Below are 16277 nucleotides of genomic sequence, written 5' to 3'. Positions count from 1 at the left end.
TGCTCGCTCGACTCAATAATCAATACAAATGGGAGTGTCTTGTGGAAATTGCCTGTCTGGATCTTGAAGGTGTGCTGGTCCCGGAAATCTGGATCGCCTTCGCCGAAAAAACCGGGATCGAATCCCTCAGGGCCACCACCCGGGACATTCCCGACTACGACGTGCTGATGAAGCAGCGCCTGCGGATTCTCGACGAGCACGGCCTGAAGCTTTCCGACATTCAGGAAGTGATCGCCACGCTCAAGCCGCTGGACGGCGCCATCGAGTTCGTCGACTGGCTGCGCGAGCGCTTCCAGGTGGTGATCCTGTCGGACACCTTCTATGAGTTCTCCCAGCCGTTGATGCGCCAACTGGGCTTCCCGACCTTGCTCTGCCATCGTCTGATTACCGACGACAGCGGGCGAGTCACGGGCTATCAACTGCGTCAGAAAGATCCAAAGCGTCAGTCGGTCCTGGCCTTCAAGAGCCTCTACTACCGGGTGATCGCGGCGGGGGATTCCTACAACGACACCACGATGCTGGGCGAGGCCGATGCCGGGATCCTGTTCCATGCGCCGGATAACGTGATCGCCGAGTTCCCGCAGTTCCCGGCGGTGCATACGTTTGAAGAACTCAAGCAAGAGTTCATCAAAGCTTCGAACCGCCCCCTGACCTTGTAAACCGACCCCCTGTAGGAGCGAGCATGCTCGCGATGAACCCGAGAGCGCCGCGGGGTGTCAGCTACCCCGCGTCATCGTTGACGTCCATCGCGAGCATGCTCGCTCCTACAGGTTTTGCAGGGTATCGAGCAGGATTTTCACCTTGGTGATCGACTCCTGATACTCAGCCTGCCACTCAGAATCCGCGACTATCCCGCCGCCGCCCCAGCAACACACCTGCCCGTCCTTGACCAGCAAACTGCGGATGGCGATGGAGCTGTCCATCTCGCCGCGCACGTCCAGATACAACAACGAACCGCAATACAGGCCGCGTCGGGTCGGTTCCAGTTCGTCGATGATCTGCATCGCGCGAATCTTTGGCGCGCCGGTGATCGAACCGCCGGGGAAGCTGCCGGCGATCAGGTCCAGAGTGTCGCGATCATCGGCCAGTTTACCGGTGACGCTGCTCACCAGGTGATGCACGTTCGGGTAACTTTCCAGGCTGAACAACTCCGGCACCCGGACCGAGCCGATGCGGCAGGTCCGGCCGAGATCGTTGCGCAGCAGGTCGACGATCATCAGGTTTTCCGCGCGATCCTTGGGGCTGGCCAGCAGTTCGGCGGCATTCGCGGCGTCTTGCCCAGGCGTCAGGCCCCGAGGCCGAGTGCCCTTGATCGGGCGGGTTTCCACATGACGCTGGCTGACTTTGACGAAGCGTTCCGGCGACAGGCTGAGGATGGCATCGCCGTCAGGCAAGCTCTGGAAGCCGGAAAAAGGCGTCGGGCACGCGGCGCGCAAGGCGCAGTAGGCGGCCCACGGATCACCCTGGCAGGGCGCGCGAAACCGTTGGGCGAAATTGACCTGATAACAGTCGCCGGCCTGAATGTACTGCTGGATGCGCTCGATGGCCTGTTGATACTCGTCAGCGCTCAAGTCGGCGGTCATCGGGGTGAGCAGTTTGAAGGGCGCAACCGCTTCAGGTGCGGGCTGGCTGAACAGCTCGATCAGGCGCTGACGTTCGCTGTCGGGCAGGGTCGGGTGGAACACCAACTGGCTGGTCAGCGCCAGGTGATCGCTGACCAATGCCCAGCCGTACAGGCCGAAACGCGCGTCGGGCAGATGCAGGTCGTCACTGGCCTGGCTCGGCAGGCGCTCCAGATGTCGGCCGAAGTCGTAACTCAGGTAGCCGATCAACCCACCGGCAAACGGCAGCTCATAAGGGGCCGGCAAAGAGGCTTCGCCCAGGCGTGTCAGGTTATCGCGCAGGCGTTGCAGGAACGCCTCGCCACTTTCGTCGGGCGATACCGTCAGTTGTTCCAGCGGCCAGGCGCTGAGCAGGTCATAGCGGCCGCGGTCGGCGCTGGGGCGGCCACTGTCGAGCAGCACGGCGCCGGGGGCATGGCGAATCGCCGCAAAGTAGTGGGCGGGGTTGGCGCGATAGGGCAGCGGGTGTACGGAGCAGGTCAACATGGGCGGGGGAAGTCAGCCATCGAGGCGGGGTGGCGATTGTAGTCCTCTCGGAGAATTGCTCCTAGAGGGGGATGTAGTGTGGGAGCGAGCTTGCTCGCGATGGGCGTGAACGATGACGCTGGGAGCCTGACACCCCGCGGCGCTCTCTGGTCCGTCGCGAGCAAGCTCGCTCCTACAGGAGAAGGGCCTCAGCCCTCGACTGCAGGAATATGCCCAAACATCTCTTGCACAAACGCCACGCGCTCTTCGACCGTTTCGGTCACGCCACGAGCCTTCAGGTCTTCCAGTCGCGCCTCGACCGCATGGGTGCGCAACGTCAGCCCGCAGTCATTGGCAATCTGGATATTCAGCCCCGGCCGGGCGTTGAGCTCAAGGATCAGCGGGCCTTTTTCCTGGTCCAGGACCATGTCGACACCGATGTAGCCCAGCCCGCACAACTCATAACAGCCAGCGGCGAGTTTCATGAAACCGTCCCAGTAGGGCAGTTGCACGCCATCCACCGCGTTGGTGGTGTCCGGGTGTTTGTTGATGATGTTGTTCAGCCAGGTGCCGCGCAGGGTCAGGCCGGTGGCCAGGTCCACGCCGACGCCGATGGCGCCCTGGTGCAGGTTGGCCTTGCCGTTGGACTGGCGCGTCGGCAGACGCAACATGGCCATCACCGGGTAACCCATCAAGACAATGATGCGGATGTCCGGAACGCCTTCGTAGCTGATGCTCTTGAAGATCTGGTCCGGAATCACGCGGTACTCGATCAGCGCCCGGTCGCGGTGACCGCCCAGGGAGTACAGGCCGGTCAGGATGCTGGACACCTGGTGCTCGATTTCTTCATGGCTGATGATCCGGCCGGACACCGTGCGATAACGCCCTTCGAAGCGGTCGGCGATGACCAGAATGCCATCGCCGCCAGCGCCCTGGGCCGGCTTGATCACGAAGTCATTGCGTGCGCCGATGATCTCTTCGAGATTGTCGATTTCCTTCTCGGTGGAAATCACGCCATAGAGCTCGGGCACATGGATGCCGGCGGCGATGGCGCGTTCCTTGGTGATGATCTTGTCATCGACGATCGGGTACAGGCTGCGCTTGTTGTACTTGAGCACGTAGTCTGCGTTGCGCCGATTGATCCCCATGATGCCCCGGGCTTCCAGGGCTTTCCAGGTCTTCCAGAAGCCGAACATCAGGCGTCAGCCTTTTTCAGGAAGGCCTTGAAACGCACCAGTTCGGTCAGGCGATAGCCGCGATAACGACCCATGGCCAGCATGAAGGCCACCAGGATCAGCAGAATCGCCGGGAAAGTGAACACGAAGTACACCAGTTCCGGCACGCTCATGATCAGGTGCGCCAGGGACGCGGCGAACAGCGTGCCGATGGCCACTTTCATGGCATGGCCACCGCCGCGCTCTTCCCAGGTGATCGACAGGCGTTCGATGGTCATGGTCAGGATCACCATCGGGAACAGCGCCACCGACAAGCCGCGCTCCAGGCCGAGTTTGTGGCTGAACAGGCTGATCGCCGCGATCAGCACCACCACGAAGGTCAGTACCACCGACAGCCGCGGCAGCATCTGCAGTTTCAAGTGTTCGAGATAGGAGCGCAGCGACAGCCCCAGCGCCGTGATGATGGTAAACAGCACGATACCGAAGCCGAGCTGGGTTTCGCGAAAGGCCAGGGCGATCAGCACCGGGGTGAAGGTGCCCAGGGTCTGGATGCCGATCAGGTTGCGCAGGATCAGGATTACCAGCACGCCGATCGGGATCATCACCATGATCATGAAGGTCTGCTGGGTTTGCAGCGGCAGGCCGTACAACGAGTACTCGAGGAAGTTGGCGTCGGTGTTTTCGTCGGTCAGCTTGGCCAGGCGGATGGCGTTCATTTCGCTGTTGTTCAGGCTGAAGGTCACATTGGCCTTCTTGCCGCCATCGACGGTGATCAGGTTTTCGTCGCCGGTCCACCACAGCAGGCGGTCGGTCGGCAACCCTTGCTCACCGGTTTCCGGGTTGAAATACAGCCAGTCGGTGCCATTGAAACTGCGCAGCCACAGTTCCGGTATCTGCGGCTGGTCGGCCACCAGGCGGATGGTGTGGACCTTCTCGATCGGCACGTGGGCGATGGACAGCAGCAGCTCGACGATTTTCGCCTTGTGCGCGGTAGATGGATCTCCGGCCAGCAACAGTTTCACGTTGTCGTCGTTGAGGTTGTTGACCCGCTTGATGGCTTCGCCGACGAAGGTTTCGACGTCGGCCGAGTGCTGGCGAATCGGTGCGAGCAGGGCTTCGGCGGCGATTTTTTCCGGGCCTTCGATGGTGATGCTGTCGCGAAAGGTCGGGCCTTTGATCTTGGCCTTCTCGCCGGAATAGCGCTTGGTCAGCACCAGGCGGTAATACAGCGTCTGATTGCCTTTGGCCCGGCGTGCCGACCAGGTGACCTTGCGGTTGCCGTCGACCCGGTTCACGGCCACGCCGTAGTTATTGGAGATGAAGCTCTCGTTGAGGCTGACGAAGTCGCGGCTCAGCGGTGGCACGAACATCTGGATCTTGACCGGATCCTTGGCGCTGGCGACGAACTCGACCTTGGCGTCGATGTTCCACAGGTCGTCAGTGGCGTCTTCGGTCACCGGGATGCCCAGCACGAAGATCTGATAGGCCGTAACTGAAATGCCCAGCACCACCAGGATGGCGATCAGCAGTTTCAGATGAAGGGTAAGAGAGCGCATTTGAATTACTCGGCGGTATGAGCGTCGGTGGTGCAGGCGGGTTTGCCGGCAGCATATTTAAGGCTGGGGTCAACCAGTGCATCGAAACGCTTGAGCGCTTCGGAGCCAATCAGGAGCGGATATTGGAACGCGCTGCGGTCGGTCAGGTTCACTTCGATGCTGCGCAGGGCCGAGCCCATGCAGATGTCCAGTTCGATCACGGGGCGGGCGGTGTACTTCTTGCCTTCCTCGGGGTCGTAGTCGCCGGCCCGGCGCTTGATCTTGCTGACGCGGGCCAGCGGGCGTTCGATCGGATGCGAATGGGCGGCGTCGATGGCCAGGTAAAACCGCACCCAGGATTCGCCGTTGCGTTTGAAGCGTTTGATGTCCCGTGCACTCAGGGAAGCGGTTTTCGCCCCGGTGTCGAGTTTAGCCGCCACTTCCAGGTCGATGCCATTGAGCGATGCGTACTCATTCAGGCCATACACAGTCTTTTCCCCGGCCATGGCGAACCCGGGCAGGCAAAGTAAATAAAGGAAAGCAGGGAAGGGCTTGAGTCTCATAAATCCTGGTGCGCAGCGGTCCGACTTGATTCAAGGCCCTGGCATCGCTGCGCAAGCTCCCTCGTATGCCTGGCAGGTTTTTATGACAGGCAGTGCAGATGTGACAAACAAATGCGGCGGCATTCTAGCACGGTGGTTTGACGGCGCCAGCGCTGGCGGGAGGCTATAAACCAGCGGGTTGCTTCGTTATGGTGCAACCGGTTATCAGAAGATTGTCGACAATATCGATTTAACCTTTGACTGCGCTCCCGGTATTCGTTAGTTTTTGCGGCATTGGCTCACAAGGTGTCGACAATATGCTGGATCAACTCGATCCCCCGGTTTCTACGCAAGACGATACGGAGACACTTTCCGAGAACGTCTTCCGCCGCATTCAGGCGGCTATCGTCAAAGGCGAGATCGCGCCGGGCAGCAAAATCTCCGAACCGGAGCTGGCGCGTACCTACGGCATCAGCCGTGGCCCGTTGCGCGAGGCCATCCATCGTCTGGAAGGCCAGCGCCTGCTGGTACGCGTGCCGCATGTCGGGGCGCGGGTGGTGTCGCTCAATCATGCCGAGCTGCTTGAACTGTACGAAATCCGCGAATCCCTGGAAGGCATGGCCTGTCGCCTGGCCGCCGAGCGCATGAGCCTCGAAGAAATCGACGAGCTGCGTCGGGTGCTGGAAACCCATGAGCGTGATGAGGCATTCCAGGCAGGTCGGGGCTACTACCAGCAGGAAGGCGATTTCGACTTCCATTACCGAATCATCCAGGGCAGCGGCAACCGCACGCTGACCCAAATGCTCTGCGGCGAGCTCTATCAATTGGTGCGCATGTACCGCATCCAGTTTTCCACCACGCCCAATCGCCCGCACCAGGCGTTCGCCGAGCACCACCGCATTCTCGATGCCATCGCCGACCGTGACGGTGAGCTGGCCGAGTTGTTGATGCGCCGTCACATCGGCGCCTCCAAACGCAATATCGCCCGTCATTACCAGGACGGCGTCAACCCGACAGCCAAACGAGGTGAGTCATGAGTTCGAACAAGAGCACACCAGGTCAGCGTTTCCGCGATGCGGTCGCCAGCGAACATCCACTGCAAGTGGTCGGCGCAATCAACGCCAACCATGCGCTGCTGGCCAAGCGCGCCGGTTTCAAGGCGATCTACCTGTCGGGTGGCGGGGTGGCTGCCGGCTCCCTCGGCTTGCCTGACCTGGGCATCACCGGCCTGGATGACGTGCTGACCGACGTGCGCCGTATCACCGACGTCTGCGACCTGCCACTGCTGGTGGACGTGGACACCGGTTTCGGTTCCTCGGCGTTCAACGTCGCTCGTACCGTCAAGTCGATGATCAAGTTTGGCGCGGCGGCGATTCATATCGAAGACCAGGTCGGCGCCAAGCGCTGCGGCCACCGTCCTAATAAAGAGATCGTGACCCAGCAGGAAATGGTCGACCGCATCAAGGCCGCCGTCGATGCCCGTACCGATGACAGCTTCGTGATCATGGCCCGTACCGACGCCCTGGCGGTGGAAGGCCTGGAGTCTGCCCTGGATCGCGCCGCTGCCTGCATCGAAGCCGGCGCCGACATGATTTTCCCGGAAGCCATCACCGAACTTGAGATGTACAAGCTGTTCGCCAGCCGCGTGAAAGCGCCGATCCTGGCCAACATCACCGAATTCGGCGCGACCCCGCTGTACACCACCGAGCAACTCGCCGCTGTCGACGTGTCGCTGGTGCTGTACCCGCTGTCGGCCTTCCGCGCCATGAACAAGGCCGCGGAAAACGTCTACACCGCACTGCGCCGCGATGGCACGCAGGCGAATGTCATCGACACCATGCAGACTCGCATGGAGCTTTACGATCGCATCGACTACCACACCTTCGAGCAGAAGCTCGATGCGTTGTTTGCCGCGAAGAAGTAACGAACACCCTGTACCTGTGGGAGCGAGCCTGCTCGCGATAGACGTCAACGATGACGCGGGAAGCCTGATACCCCGCGGTGTGCCGTCCACCATCGCGAGCAAGCTCGCTCCCACAGAAGAGCAATGAGTTTCCCCTAAAAAATTCAAGAAAACTGGAGACAGCAATGGCCGAAGCAAAAGTACTCAGTGGCGCCGGGCTCCGTGGCCAGGTAGCCGGGCAAACCGCACTGTCCACCGTGGGCCAGTCGGGTGCCGGTCTGACCTATCGTGGTTATGACGTACGTGAACTGGCGGCTGACGCACAGTTCGAAGAAGTTGCCTACCTGCTGCTGTACGGCGAACTGCCGAGCAAGGCGCAACTGAACGCCTACATCGCCAAGCTGAGCAAGCTGCGTGACCTGCCGCAAGCGCTCAAAGAAGTGCTCGAGCGCATCCCCGCCGACGCCCACCCGATGGACGTGATGCGCACGGGCTGCTCGTTCCTGGGCAACCTGGAGCCGGAGAACAACTTCTCCGAGCAGCACGACAAGACCGATCGCCTGCTGGCTGCATTCCCGGCGATCATGACTTACTGGTATCGCTTCAGCCACGAAGGCAAGCGCATCGATTGTGTCAGCGACGAGCAGTCCATCGGCGGCCACTTCCTGCACCTGCTGCACGGCAAGAAACCAAGCGAGCTGCACGTCAAGGTGATGAACGTTTCGCTGATCCTCTACGCGGAGCACGAGTTCAACGCGTCGACCTTCACCGCCCGTGTTTGCGCATCGACCCTGTCCGACCTCTATTCGTGCATCACTGCGGCCATCGGCTCGTTGCGCGGCCCGCTGCACGGCGGCGCCAACGAAGCGGCGATGGAAATGATCGAGCGTTTCTCGTCGCCGGAAGACGCGATCAAAGGCACCCTCGGCATGCTCGAGCGCAAGGACAAGATCATGGGCTTCGGCCACGCGATCTATAAGGACAACGATCCGCGCAACGAGGTGATCAAGGGCTGGTCGAAAAAACTCGCCGACGAAGTGGGTGACAAGGTGTTGTTCCCGGTCTCCGAAGCCATCGACAAGACCATGTGGGAGCAGAAGAAGCTGTTCCCGAACGCCGACTTCTACCATGCCTCGGCGTACCACTTCATGGGCATCCCGACCAAGTTGTTTACACCGATTTTCGTCTGCTCGCGCCTGACCGGCTGGGCTGCACACGTGTACGAACAACGCGCCAACAACCGCATCATCCGTCCAAGCGCCGAATACACCGGCGTTGAACAGCGCAAGTTCGTGCCAATCGAACAGCGCTGAATGGTGGAGGGCGGCAGCGGGATCTGAATTAAACGCAGATCCCTGTAGGAGCGAGCTTGCTCGCGATGGAGTGTCATTCACATTGGTGTCGACTGACACAGCATCGCGAGCAAGTTCGCTCCTACAGTGGATTGTGTTGGCTTCGAATCCGCTGCCAGACCCCACCTTTTGTAACTACCGTGACCGAGTCCTGACGATGAACACACAATTCCGTAAACCGCTGCCTGGCAGCCACCTGGATTACTTCGATGTCCGCGCAGCGGTCGAGGCGATCCAGCCTGGCGCCTACGACACCCTGCCGTACACCTCCCGTGTGCTGGCGGAAAACCTTGTGCGTCGCTGCGACCCGGCCACGCTCACCGAATCCCTGAAGCAATTCATCGAGCGCAAGCGCGACCTCGATTTCCCGTGGTTCCCGGCCCGCGTGGTGTGCCACGACATTCTCGGCCAGACCGCGCTGGTCGACCTCGCCGGCCTGCGTGACGCCATCGCCCTGCAAGGCGGTGACCCGGCGCAAGTCAACCCGGTGGTGCCGACCCAACTGATCGTCGACCACTCCCTGGCCGTCGAACGCGGTGGCTTCGATCCGGACGCGTTCGAGAAGAACCGCGCCATCGAAGACCGTCGCAACGAAGACCGTTTCCACTTCATCAACTGGACCAAGAAGGCGTTCAAGAACGTCGACGTGATCCCGCCGGGCAACGGCATCATGCACCAGATCAACCTGGAGAAAATGTCTCCGGTGATCCAGGTGCGCGACGGCGTGGCCTTCCCTGATACCTGCGTCGGTACCGACAGCCACACTCCGCACGTCGATGCGTTGGGCGTGATCGCCATCGGTGTCGGTGGTCTCGAAGCCGAAAGCGTGATGCTCGGCCGCGCATCGTGGATGCGTCTGCCGGAAAGCGTTGGCGTCGAACTCACCGGCAAGCTGCAACCGGGCATCACCGCCACCGACATGGTGCTGGCGCTGACCGAGTTCCTGCGCAAGCAAAAAGTCGTTGGCGCATGGCTGGAGTTCTTCGGCGAAGGCGCGTCCGCGCTGACCCTCGGCGACCGCGCAACCATTTCCAACATGGCCCCGGAATACGGCGCCACCGCGGCGATGTTCTACATCGACCAGCAGACCATCGACTACCTCAAGCTCACCGGCCGTGAAGACGAGCAGGTGCAACTGGTCGAGAACTACGCCAGGCAGGTCGGCCTGTGGGCTGACAGCCTCAAAGGCGCGCAGTACGAGCGCGGCCTGACGTTCGATCTGTCCTCGGTGGTGCGCAACATGGCCGGTCCGAGCAACCCGCACGCCCGTGTGGCTGTTTCGGATCTGGCGGCCAAAGGTATCTCCGGTCAGTGGGACGATGTGCCGGGGCAAATGCCGGACGGCGCGGTGATCATCGCCGCCATCACTAGCTGCACCAACACCAGCAACCCGCGCAACGTGATCGCCGCCGGCCTGCTGGCGCGCAACGCCAACAAGCTCGGCCTGACCCGCAAGCCTTGGGTCAAGTCGTCCCTGGCACCGGGTTCGAAAACCGTGGCGCTGTACCTCGATGAAGCCGGCCTGACCGAAGAACTGGACAAGCTCGGCTTCGGCGTCGTGGCCTTCGCCTGCACCACGTGCAACGGCATGTCCGGCGCACTGGACCCGGTGATCCAGCAAGAGATCATCGACCGCGACCTGTACGCCACGGCGGTGTTGTCCGGCAACCGTAACTTCGACGGCCGGATTCACCCGTACGCCAAGCAAGCGTTCCTCGCGTCGCCGCCCTTGGTGGTTGCGTATGCGATTGCCGGCACCATCCGTTTCGACATCGAAAAAGACGTGCTGGGTGTGGTGGATGGCAAGGAAATCCGCCTGAAAGACATCTGGCCGAGCGACGAAGAAATCGACGCGGTGGTCAAGGCGTCGGTGAAACCGGAGCAGTTCCGCCAGGTGTACATCCCGATGTTCGCCATCCACGAAGACACCGGCCCGAAAGTCGCGCCGCTGTACGAGTGGCGCGAAATGAGTACCTACATCCGTCGTCCGCCTTACTGGGAAGGTGCGCTGGCCGGTGCTCGTCCGCTCAAGGGCATGCGCCCGCTGGCGGTGCTGCCGGACAACATCACCACCGATCACCTGTCGCCGTCCAACGCGATCATGATGGACAGCGCCGCCGGCGAATACCTGGCGAAAATGGGCCTGCCGGAAGAGGACTTCAACTCTTACGCGACTCACCGCGGTGACCACCTGACCGCGCAGCGCGCCACCTTCGCCAACCCGAAACTGTTCAACGAAATGGTTCTGGAAAACGGCAAGGTCAAGCAGGGTTCGCTGGCCCGTGTCGAGCCGGAAGGCAAAGTGATGCGCATGTGGGAAGCCATCGAAACCTACATGGATCGCAAGCAGCCACTGATCATTATCGCCGGTGCCGACTACGGTCAGGGTTCGTCCCGCGACTGGGCGGCCAAGGGCGTGCGTCTGGCGGGTGTGGAGGCGATTGCCGCCGAAGGTTTCGAGCGCATTCACCGCACCAACCTGGTGGGCATGGGCGTGTTGCCGCTGGAATTCAAGCCGGGCACCAACCGTCACACCCTGGCCATCGACGGCAGCGAAACCTATGACGTGATCGGTGACCGCACACCGCGCGCCGAGCTGACGCTGGTGATCCATCGCAAGAACGGTGAGCGCGTCGATGTGCCGGTGACCTGCCGCCTCGACACCGCCGAAGAAGTGTCGATCTACGAGGCCGGCGGCGTGCTGCAACGCTTCGCCCAGGACTTCCTCGAAGAGTCGGCGGTTGCCGTTTAACGCACGCAATACAGACACGGGACTTCAAGTCCCGTGTCTGCTTTCAGATCAGGAGTAACGAGCACCATGGCTCACGCAGCTCAAATCAAGATTCCAGCTACATACATGCGCGGCGGCACCAGCAAAGGCGTGTTCTTCAGTCTCAAGGACCTGCCTGAAGCGGCGCAAGTCCCGGGCCCGGCCCGCGACGCGTTGCTGCTGCGCGTGATCGGCAGCCCCGACCCGTACGACAAACAAATCGACGGCATGGGCGGCGCGACCTCCAGCACCAGCAAAACCGTGATCCTGTCGAAAAGCACCAAGGCCGATCACGACGTCGATTACCTGTTCGGTCAGGTGTCCATCGACAAGCCCTTCGTTGACTGGAGCGGCAACTGCGGCAACCTGTCGGCGGCGGTCGGTTCGTTCGCGGTCAGCAACGGCCTGGTGGACGCCAGCCGTATCCCGCATAACGGCGTAGCCGTGGTTCGCGTGTGGCAGGCCAACATTGGCAAGACCATCATCGCCCACGTGCCGATCACCAATGGTGAAGTGCAGGAGACCGGCGATTTCGAACTCGACGGCGTGACCTTCCCGGCGGCCGAAGTGCAGATCGAGTTCCTCGATCCGGCAGCGGAAGAAGAGGGCGGCGGCGGTTCGATGTTCCCCACCGGCAACCTGGTCGATGACCTGGAAGTGCCCGGCGTCGGCACCTTCAAGGCGACCATGATCAACGCCGGCATCCCGACGATTTTCGTCAATGCCGAAGACATCGGCTACAAGGGCACCGAGTTGCAGGGCGCGATCAACGGCGACCCGAAAGCCTTGCTGATGTTCGAGACCATCCGTGCCTACGGCGCATTGCGCATGGGCCTGATTGCCAACATCGACGAAGCAGCCAAGCGTCAGCACACGCCGAAAGTCGCCTTCGTGGCCAAGCCGGCGGACTACGTGGCGTCCAGCGGCAAGGCGATTGCCGCAGGCGATGTCGACCTGCTGGTGCGTGCGTTGTCCATGGGCAAGTTGCACCACGCGATGATGGGCACGGCGGCCGTGGCGATCGGTACGGCTGCAGCGATTTCCGGCACTTTGGTGAACCTTGCGGCAGGCGGTATCGAACGCAACGCGGTGCGCTTCGGACACCCGTCCGGCACCCTGCGCGTTGGCGCCGAAGCCAGTCTGGTCAATGGTGAATGGACCGTGAACAAGGCGATCATGAGCCGCAGTGCGCGGGTACTGATGGAAGGGTTTGTGCGGGTGCCGGGGGATTCGTTCTGAACCCGATCTGAAACTCAACACAAGACCCTGTGGGAGCGGGCTTGCTCGCGAAAGCGGTGTGTCAGGCAATGTTGATGTCGACTGACACGGCGCCTTCGCGAGCAAGCCCGCTCCCACAGTTGATCTTCGGTGAGCACGGTATTCGTGTGCGACGCAAATCCAGTGTGGGAGCGAGCCTGCTCGCGATAGGGCCGGAACAGGCGCCGGAGATTTACTTGAAACGCCGCTCCACACCTTTCTCCACGAGAATCTTCGCGGAGATTTCTTCCACGGAAAAATGCGTGGAGTTGATGTGCGGAATGTTTTCGCGGCGGAACAGGTTCTCGACCTCGCGCACCTCGAATTCGCACTGGGCGTAGCTCGAATAGCGGCTGTTGGGCTTGCGCTCGTTGCGAATCGCGGTGAGGCGGTCCGGGTCGATGGTCAGGCCGAACAGCTTGTGCTGGTGGGCGCGCAGGGCGTTTGGCAGTTGCAGGCGCTCCATGTCGTCTTCGGTCAGCGGGTAGTTGGCTGCGCGGATACCGAACTGCATCGCCATATACAGGCACGTCGGCGTCTTACCACATCGCGACACGCCCACTAGTATCAGGTCGGCCTTGTCGTAATAGTGCGTGCGGGCGCCGTCGTCGTTGTCGAGGGCGAAGTTGACGGCCTCGATACGCTCCATGTAATTGGTGTTGGCGCCGATGGAGTGGGACTTGCCGACGGTGTAGGAAGAATGCTCGGTCAGTTCCTGTTCAAGCGGTGCCAGGAACGTCGAGAAAATGTCGATCATGAAACCATTCGAGGTGGCGAGAATCTCACGAATGTCCTGATTGACGATGGTGTCGAAGATAATCGGACGGAAGCCGTCGGTTTCGGCGGCCTTGTTGATTTGTTGTACCATGGCCCGCGCTTTGTCCACGTTGTCGATGTACGGCCGCGTGACTTTGCTGAAGGTAATGTTTTCGAACTGCGCCAGAAGGCTTTGACCCAGGGTTTCGGCGGTAATGCCGGTACCATCGGAGATAAAGAAAGCAGATCGTTTCATTTGCACCTTGGGCCTTAAGCTAGTGACGAATCTTGGATATGATAGGCGCGATTTGCTGGCCGCCAATGGCCCGCATTCTCACTTATTTTCCAGGTCCAGGCCATATAGCCGGCAAATGCTCACTTAAGCAGCCGGTTTCTGAGCTTTTCCAACACAGTTAGTGGAGAGATCACCTTGGTAGAGTACGTAGTTTCCCTCGATAAGCTCGGCAAACACGATGTTGAGCATGTGGGGGGCAAGAACGCATCCCTGGGCGAGATGATCAGCAACCTTGCAGGTGCCGGTGTATCGGTGCCCGGCGGCTTCGCCACGACCGCTCAGGCTTATCGTGATTTCCTGGAGCTGAGCGGCCTGAACAAGCAGATTCACGACGCACTCGATGCACTGGACGTCGATGACGTGAATGCCCTGGCCAAGACCGGTGCCCAGATCCGTCAATGGATCATGGAAGCCGAGTTCCCTGAAAAACTGAATGCCGAAATTCGTACCGCGTTCGCCACGCTGTCCGCCGGCAACCCTGACATGGCCGTGGCCGTGCGCTCTTCCGCTACCGCCGAAGACCTGCCGGACGCTTCCTTCGCCGGTCAGCAGGAAACCTTCCTGAACATCCGTGGTGTCGAAAACGTCATTCGCGCCGCCAAAGAGGTCTTCGCCTCGCTGTTCAACGACCGTGCCATTTCCTACCGCGTGCACCAGGGCTTCGACCACAAGCTGGTTGCCCTGTCGGCCGGCGTGCAGCGCATGGTCCGTTCCGAAACCGGCACCGCCGGCGTGATGTTCACCCTCGATACCGAATCGGGCTTCCGTGACGTGGTGTTCATCACCGGCGCTTACGGTCTGGGCGAAACCGTCGTTCAAGGCGCGGTGAACCCGGATGAGTTCTACGTCCACAAGGGCACGCTGGCGGCCGGTCGTCCGGCCATCCTGCGCCGCAACCTGGGCAGCAAGGCCATCAAGATGATCTACGGCGACGAGGCCAAGGCCGGTCGTTCGGTCAAGACCGTCGACGTGGACAAGGCCGAGCGCGCACGTTTCTGCCTGACCGACGCTGAAGTCAGCGAGCTGGCCAAGCAGGCGATGATCATCGAGAAGCACTACCAGTGCCCGATGGACATCGAGTGGGCCAAGGACGGTGACGACGGCAAGCTGTACATCGTGCAGGCCCGTCCGGAAACCGTGAAGAGCCGCACCCAGGCCAACGTCATGGAACGTTACCTGTTGAAAGAAACCGGTACCGTGCTGGTTGAAGGTCGCGCCATCGGCCAGCGCATCGGCGCCGGCAAGGTCCGCATCATCAAGGACGTGTCCGAGATGGACAAGGTCCAGCCAGGCGACGTACTGGTGTCCGACATGACCGACCCGGACTGGGAACCGGTCATGAAGCGCGCCAGTGCCATCGTCACCAACCGTGGCGGCCGTACTTGCCACGCGGCGATCATTGCCCGTGAGCTGGGTATTCCAGCGGTAGTCGGTTGCGGCAACGCCACCCAGCTGTTGAAAGACGGCCAGGGCGTGACCGTTTCCTGCGCTGAAGGCGACACCGGTTTCATCTTCGAAGGCGAACTGGGCTTCGACATCAAGAAGAACTCCGTGGATGCCATGCCTGAGCTGCCGTTCAAGATCATGATGAACGTCGGCAACCCGGACCGCGCCTTCGACTTCGCGCAACTGCCGAACGCCGGTGTGGGCCTGGCCCGCCTGGAGTTCATCATCAACCGCATGATCGGCGTGCACCCTAAAGCACTGCTGAACTACGACGGTCTGCCGCTGGACATCAAGGAAAGCGTCGACAAACGCATCGCCGGTTACAACGACCCGGTCGGCTTCTACGTCGAGAAACTGGTCGAAGGCATCAGCACCCTGGCGGCTGCGTTCTGGCCGAAGAAGGTCATCGTGCGTCTGTCGGACTTCAAGTCCAACGAATACGCCAACCTGATCGGCGGCAAGCTGTACGAGCCGGAAGAAGAGAACCCGATGCTGGGCTTCCGCGGTGCTTCGCGTTACATCAGCGAGTCGTTCCGCGACTGCTTCGAACTCGAATGCCGCGCCCTCAAGCGCGTGCGCAACGAGATGGGCCTGACCAACGTCGAAATCATGGTGCCGTTCGTTCGTACCCTGGGTGAAGCGAGCCAGGTGGTGGATCTGCTGGCGGAAAACGGTCTGGCCCGTGGCGAAAACGGCCTGCGCGTGATCATGATGTGCGAACTGCCGTCCAACGCCATCCTGGCCGAAGAATTCCTCGAGTTCTTCGACGGTTTCTCCATCGGTTCCAACGACCTGACCCAGCTGACCCTGGGCCTGGACCGCGATTCCGGTATCATCGCGCACCTGTTCGACGAGCGTAATCCGGCGGTCAAGAAGCTGCTGGCCAACGCCATTGCCGCCTGCAACAAGGCCGGCAAGTACATCGGCATCTGCGGTCAGGGTCCTTCGGACCACCCGGACCTGGCCAAGTGGCTGATGGAGCAGGGCATTGAAAGCGTTTCGTTGAACCCGGACTCCGTACTGGAAACCTGGTTCTTCCTGGCAGAGGGTCAGGCGCAGGCTTGACCCCATGTGAACGGGCCGCTCACATGCCTTTGTAGGAGCGAGCCTGCTCGCGATGGACGTCAACGATCACGCGTTTATCCTGGATAAACGCGGT

The 16277-nt window shown here is 61.1% G+C and carries 12 protein-coding genes; 7 read left to right on the top strand and 5 right to left on the bottom strand.

Going from position 1 to position 16277, the window contains the following annotated elements; translation table 11 throughout:
• Positions 1 to 41: 41 nt before the first annotated feature.
• Positions 42 to 659, top strand: a complete 618-nt coding sequence (gene thrH, locus AC3WN7_RS00545; RefSeq protein ID WP_095965141.1) for a bifunctional phosphoserine phosphatase/homoserine phosphotransferase ThrH — start codon at positions 42 to 44, stop codon at positions 657 to 659.
• 105 nt (positions 660 to 764) lie between these two features.
• Here the strand turns inward: thrH and pabB are convergent, their stop codons facing one another.
• From pabB to rloA, 4 genes are all read right to left on the bottom strand, one after another.
• Entirely contained in the window at positions 765 to 2108 is a 1344-nt protein-coding gene (gene pabB / locus AC3WN7_RS00540; protein WP_102673278.1) for an aminodeoxychorismate synthase component I, read from the bottom strand.
• 188 nt (positions 2109 to 2296) lie between these two features.
• Positions 2297 to 3283 (bottom strand): alpha-L-glutamate ligase-like protein, encoded by a 987-nt coding sequence (locus tag AC3WN7_RS00535; RefSeq protein ID WP_095965143.1) that lies wholly within the window; start codon positions 3281 to 3283, stop codon positions 2297 to 2299.
• On the bottom strand, positions 3283 to 4818 hold the full coding sequence (rloB, locus tag AC3WN7_RS00530) for an osmotic stress tolerance membrane protein RloB (RefSeq protein ID WP_015096073.1): 1536 nt from the start codon (positions 4816 to 4818) through the stop codon (positions 3283 to 3285). The genes AC3WN7_RS00535 and rloB overlap by 1 nt, the downstream gene beginning before the upstream one ends.
• 5 nt (positions 4819 to 4823) lie before the next feature.
• Positions 4824 to 5360, bottom strand: coding sequence for a retropepsin-like aspartic peptidase RloA (rloA, locus tag AC3WN7_RS00525; protein ID WP_085716837.1), 537 nt, complete (start codon positions 5358 to 5360; stop codon positions 4824 to 4826).
• Positions 5361 to 5656: 296 nt separating this feature from the next.
• Between rloA and AC3WN7_RS00520 the strand changes: the two genes are divergently transcribed.
• The 5 genes from AC3WN7_RS00520 to prpF all read left to right on the top strand — a co-directional run bounded on the left by AC3WN7_RS00520 (position 5657) and on the right by prpF (position 12603).
• Entirely contained in the window at positions 5657 to 6376 is a 720-nt protein-coding gene (locus AC3WN7_RS00520) for a GntR family transcriptional regulator (protein ID WP_007971537.1), read from the top strand.
• On the top strand, positions 6373 to 7263 hold the full coding sequence (gene prpB, locus AC3WN7_RS00515; protein ID WP_015096071.1) for a methylisocitrate lyase: 891 nt from the start codon (positions 6373 to 6375) through the stop codon (positions 7261 to 7263). The genes AC3WN7_RS00520 and prpB overlap by 4 nt, the downstream gene beginning before the upstream one ends.
• Positions 7264 to 7427: 164 nt before the next feature.
• Positions 7428 to 8555 carry a bifunctional 2-methylcitrate synthase/citrate synthase gene (prpC, locus tag AC3WN7_RS00510; RefSeq protein ID WP_007971533.1) on the top strand — a complete coding sequence of 376 codons (1128 nt, stop codon included), beginning with the start codon at positions 7428 to 7430 and terminating at the stop codon, positions 8553 to 8555.
• Between the two features lie 196 nt (positions 8556 to 8751).
• A complete protein-coding gene (gene acnD / locus AC3WN7_RS00505; protein ID WP_007971532.1) occupies positions 8752 to 11346 on the top strand; it encodes a Fe/S-dependent 2-methylisocitrate dehydratase AcnD in 2595 nt (864 codons plus the stop codon).
• Positions 11347 to 11412: 66 nt separating this feature from the next.
• Positions 11413 to 12603 (top strand): 2-methylaconitate cis-trans isomerase PrpF, encoded by a 1191-nt coding sequence (gene prpF / locus AC3WN7_RS00500; protein ID WP_095965144.1) that lies wholly within the window; start codon positions 11413 to 11415, stop codon positions 12601 to 12603.
• A gap of 211 nt (positions 12604 to 12814) precedes the next feature.
• Here prpF and ppsR read toward each other — a convergent pair whose 3' ends face one another.
• A complete protein-coding gene (ppsR, locus tag AC3WN7_RS00495) occupies positions 12815 to 13633 on the bottom strand; it encodes a posphoenolpyruvate synthetase regulatory kinase/phosphorylase PpsR (protein WP_007971527.1) in 819 nt (272 codons plus the stop codon).
• Positions 13634 to 13807: 174 nt separating this feature from the next.
• On the opposite strand from ppsR, the gene ppsA reads away from it, so the two are divergent.
• Positions 13808 to 16183, top strand: a complete 2376-nt coding sequence (gene ppsA / locus AC3WN7_RS00490) for a phosphoenolpyruvate synthase (RefSeq protein ID WP_095965145.1) — start codon at positions 13808 to 13810, stop codon at positions 16181 to 16183.
• Positions 16184 to 16277: the final 94 nt, after the last annotated feature.

The sequence above is a fragment of the Pseudomonas sp. FW305-70 genome, assembly GCF_058783925.1.
The sequence above is the reverse complement of the archived record's forward strand: the minus strand, read 5'-3'. Positions and strand labels throughout refer to the sequence as shown.

Coding starts and splice junctions, on each gene's coding strand:
- pabB (WP_102673278.1), bottom strand. CDS start 2,108: ATGTTGACCTGCTCCGTACACCCGCTGCCCTATCGCGCCAACCCCGCC.
- AC3WN7_RS00535 (WP_095965143.1), bottom strand. CDS start 3,283: ATGTTCGGCTTCTGGAAGACCTGGAAAGCCCTGGAAGCCCGGGGCATC.
- rloB (WP_015096073.1), bottom strand. CDS start 4,818: ATGCGCTCTCTTACCCTTCATCTGAAACTGCTGATCGCCATCCTGGTG.
- rloA (WP_085716837.1), bottom strand. CDS start 5,360: ATGAGACTCAAGCCCTTCCCTGCTTTCCTTTATTTACTTTGCCTGCCC.
- AC3WN7_RS00520 (WP_007971537.1), top strand. CDS start 5,657: ATGCTGGATCAACTCGATCCCCCGGTTTCTACGCAAGACGATACGGAG.
- prpB (WP_015096071.1), top strand. CDS start 6,373: ATGAGTTCGAACAAGAGCACACCAGGTCAGCGTTTCCGCGATGCGGTC.
- prpC (WP_007971533.1), top strand. CDS start 7,428: ATGGCCGAAGCAAAAGTACTCAGTGGCGCCGGGCTCCGTGGCCAGGTA.
- acnD (WP_007971532.1), top strand. CDS start 8,752: ATGAACACACAATTCCGTAAACCGCTGCCTGGCAGCCACCTGGATTAC.
- prpF (WP_095965144.1), top strand. CDS start 11,413: ATGGCTCACGCAGCTCAAATCAAGATTCCAGCTACATACATGCGCGGC.
- ppsR (WP_007971527.1), bottom strand. CDS start 13,633: ATGAAACGATCTGCTTTCTTTATCTCCGATGGTACCGGCATTACCGCC.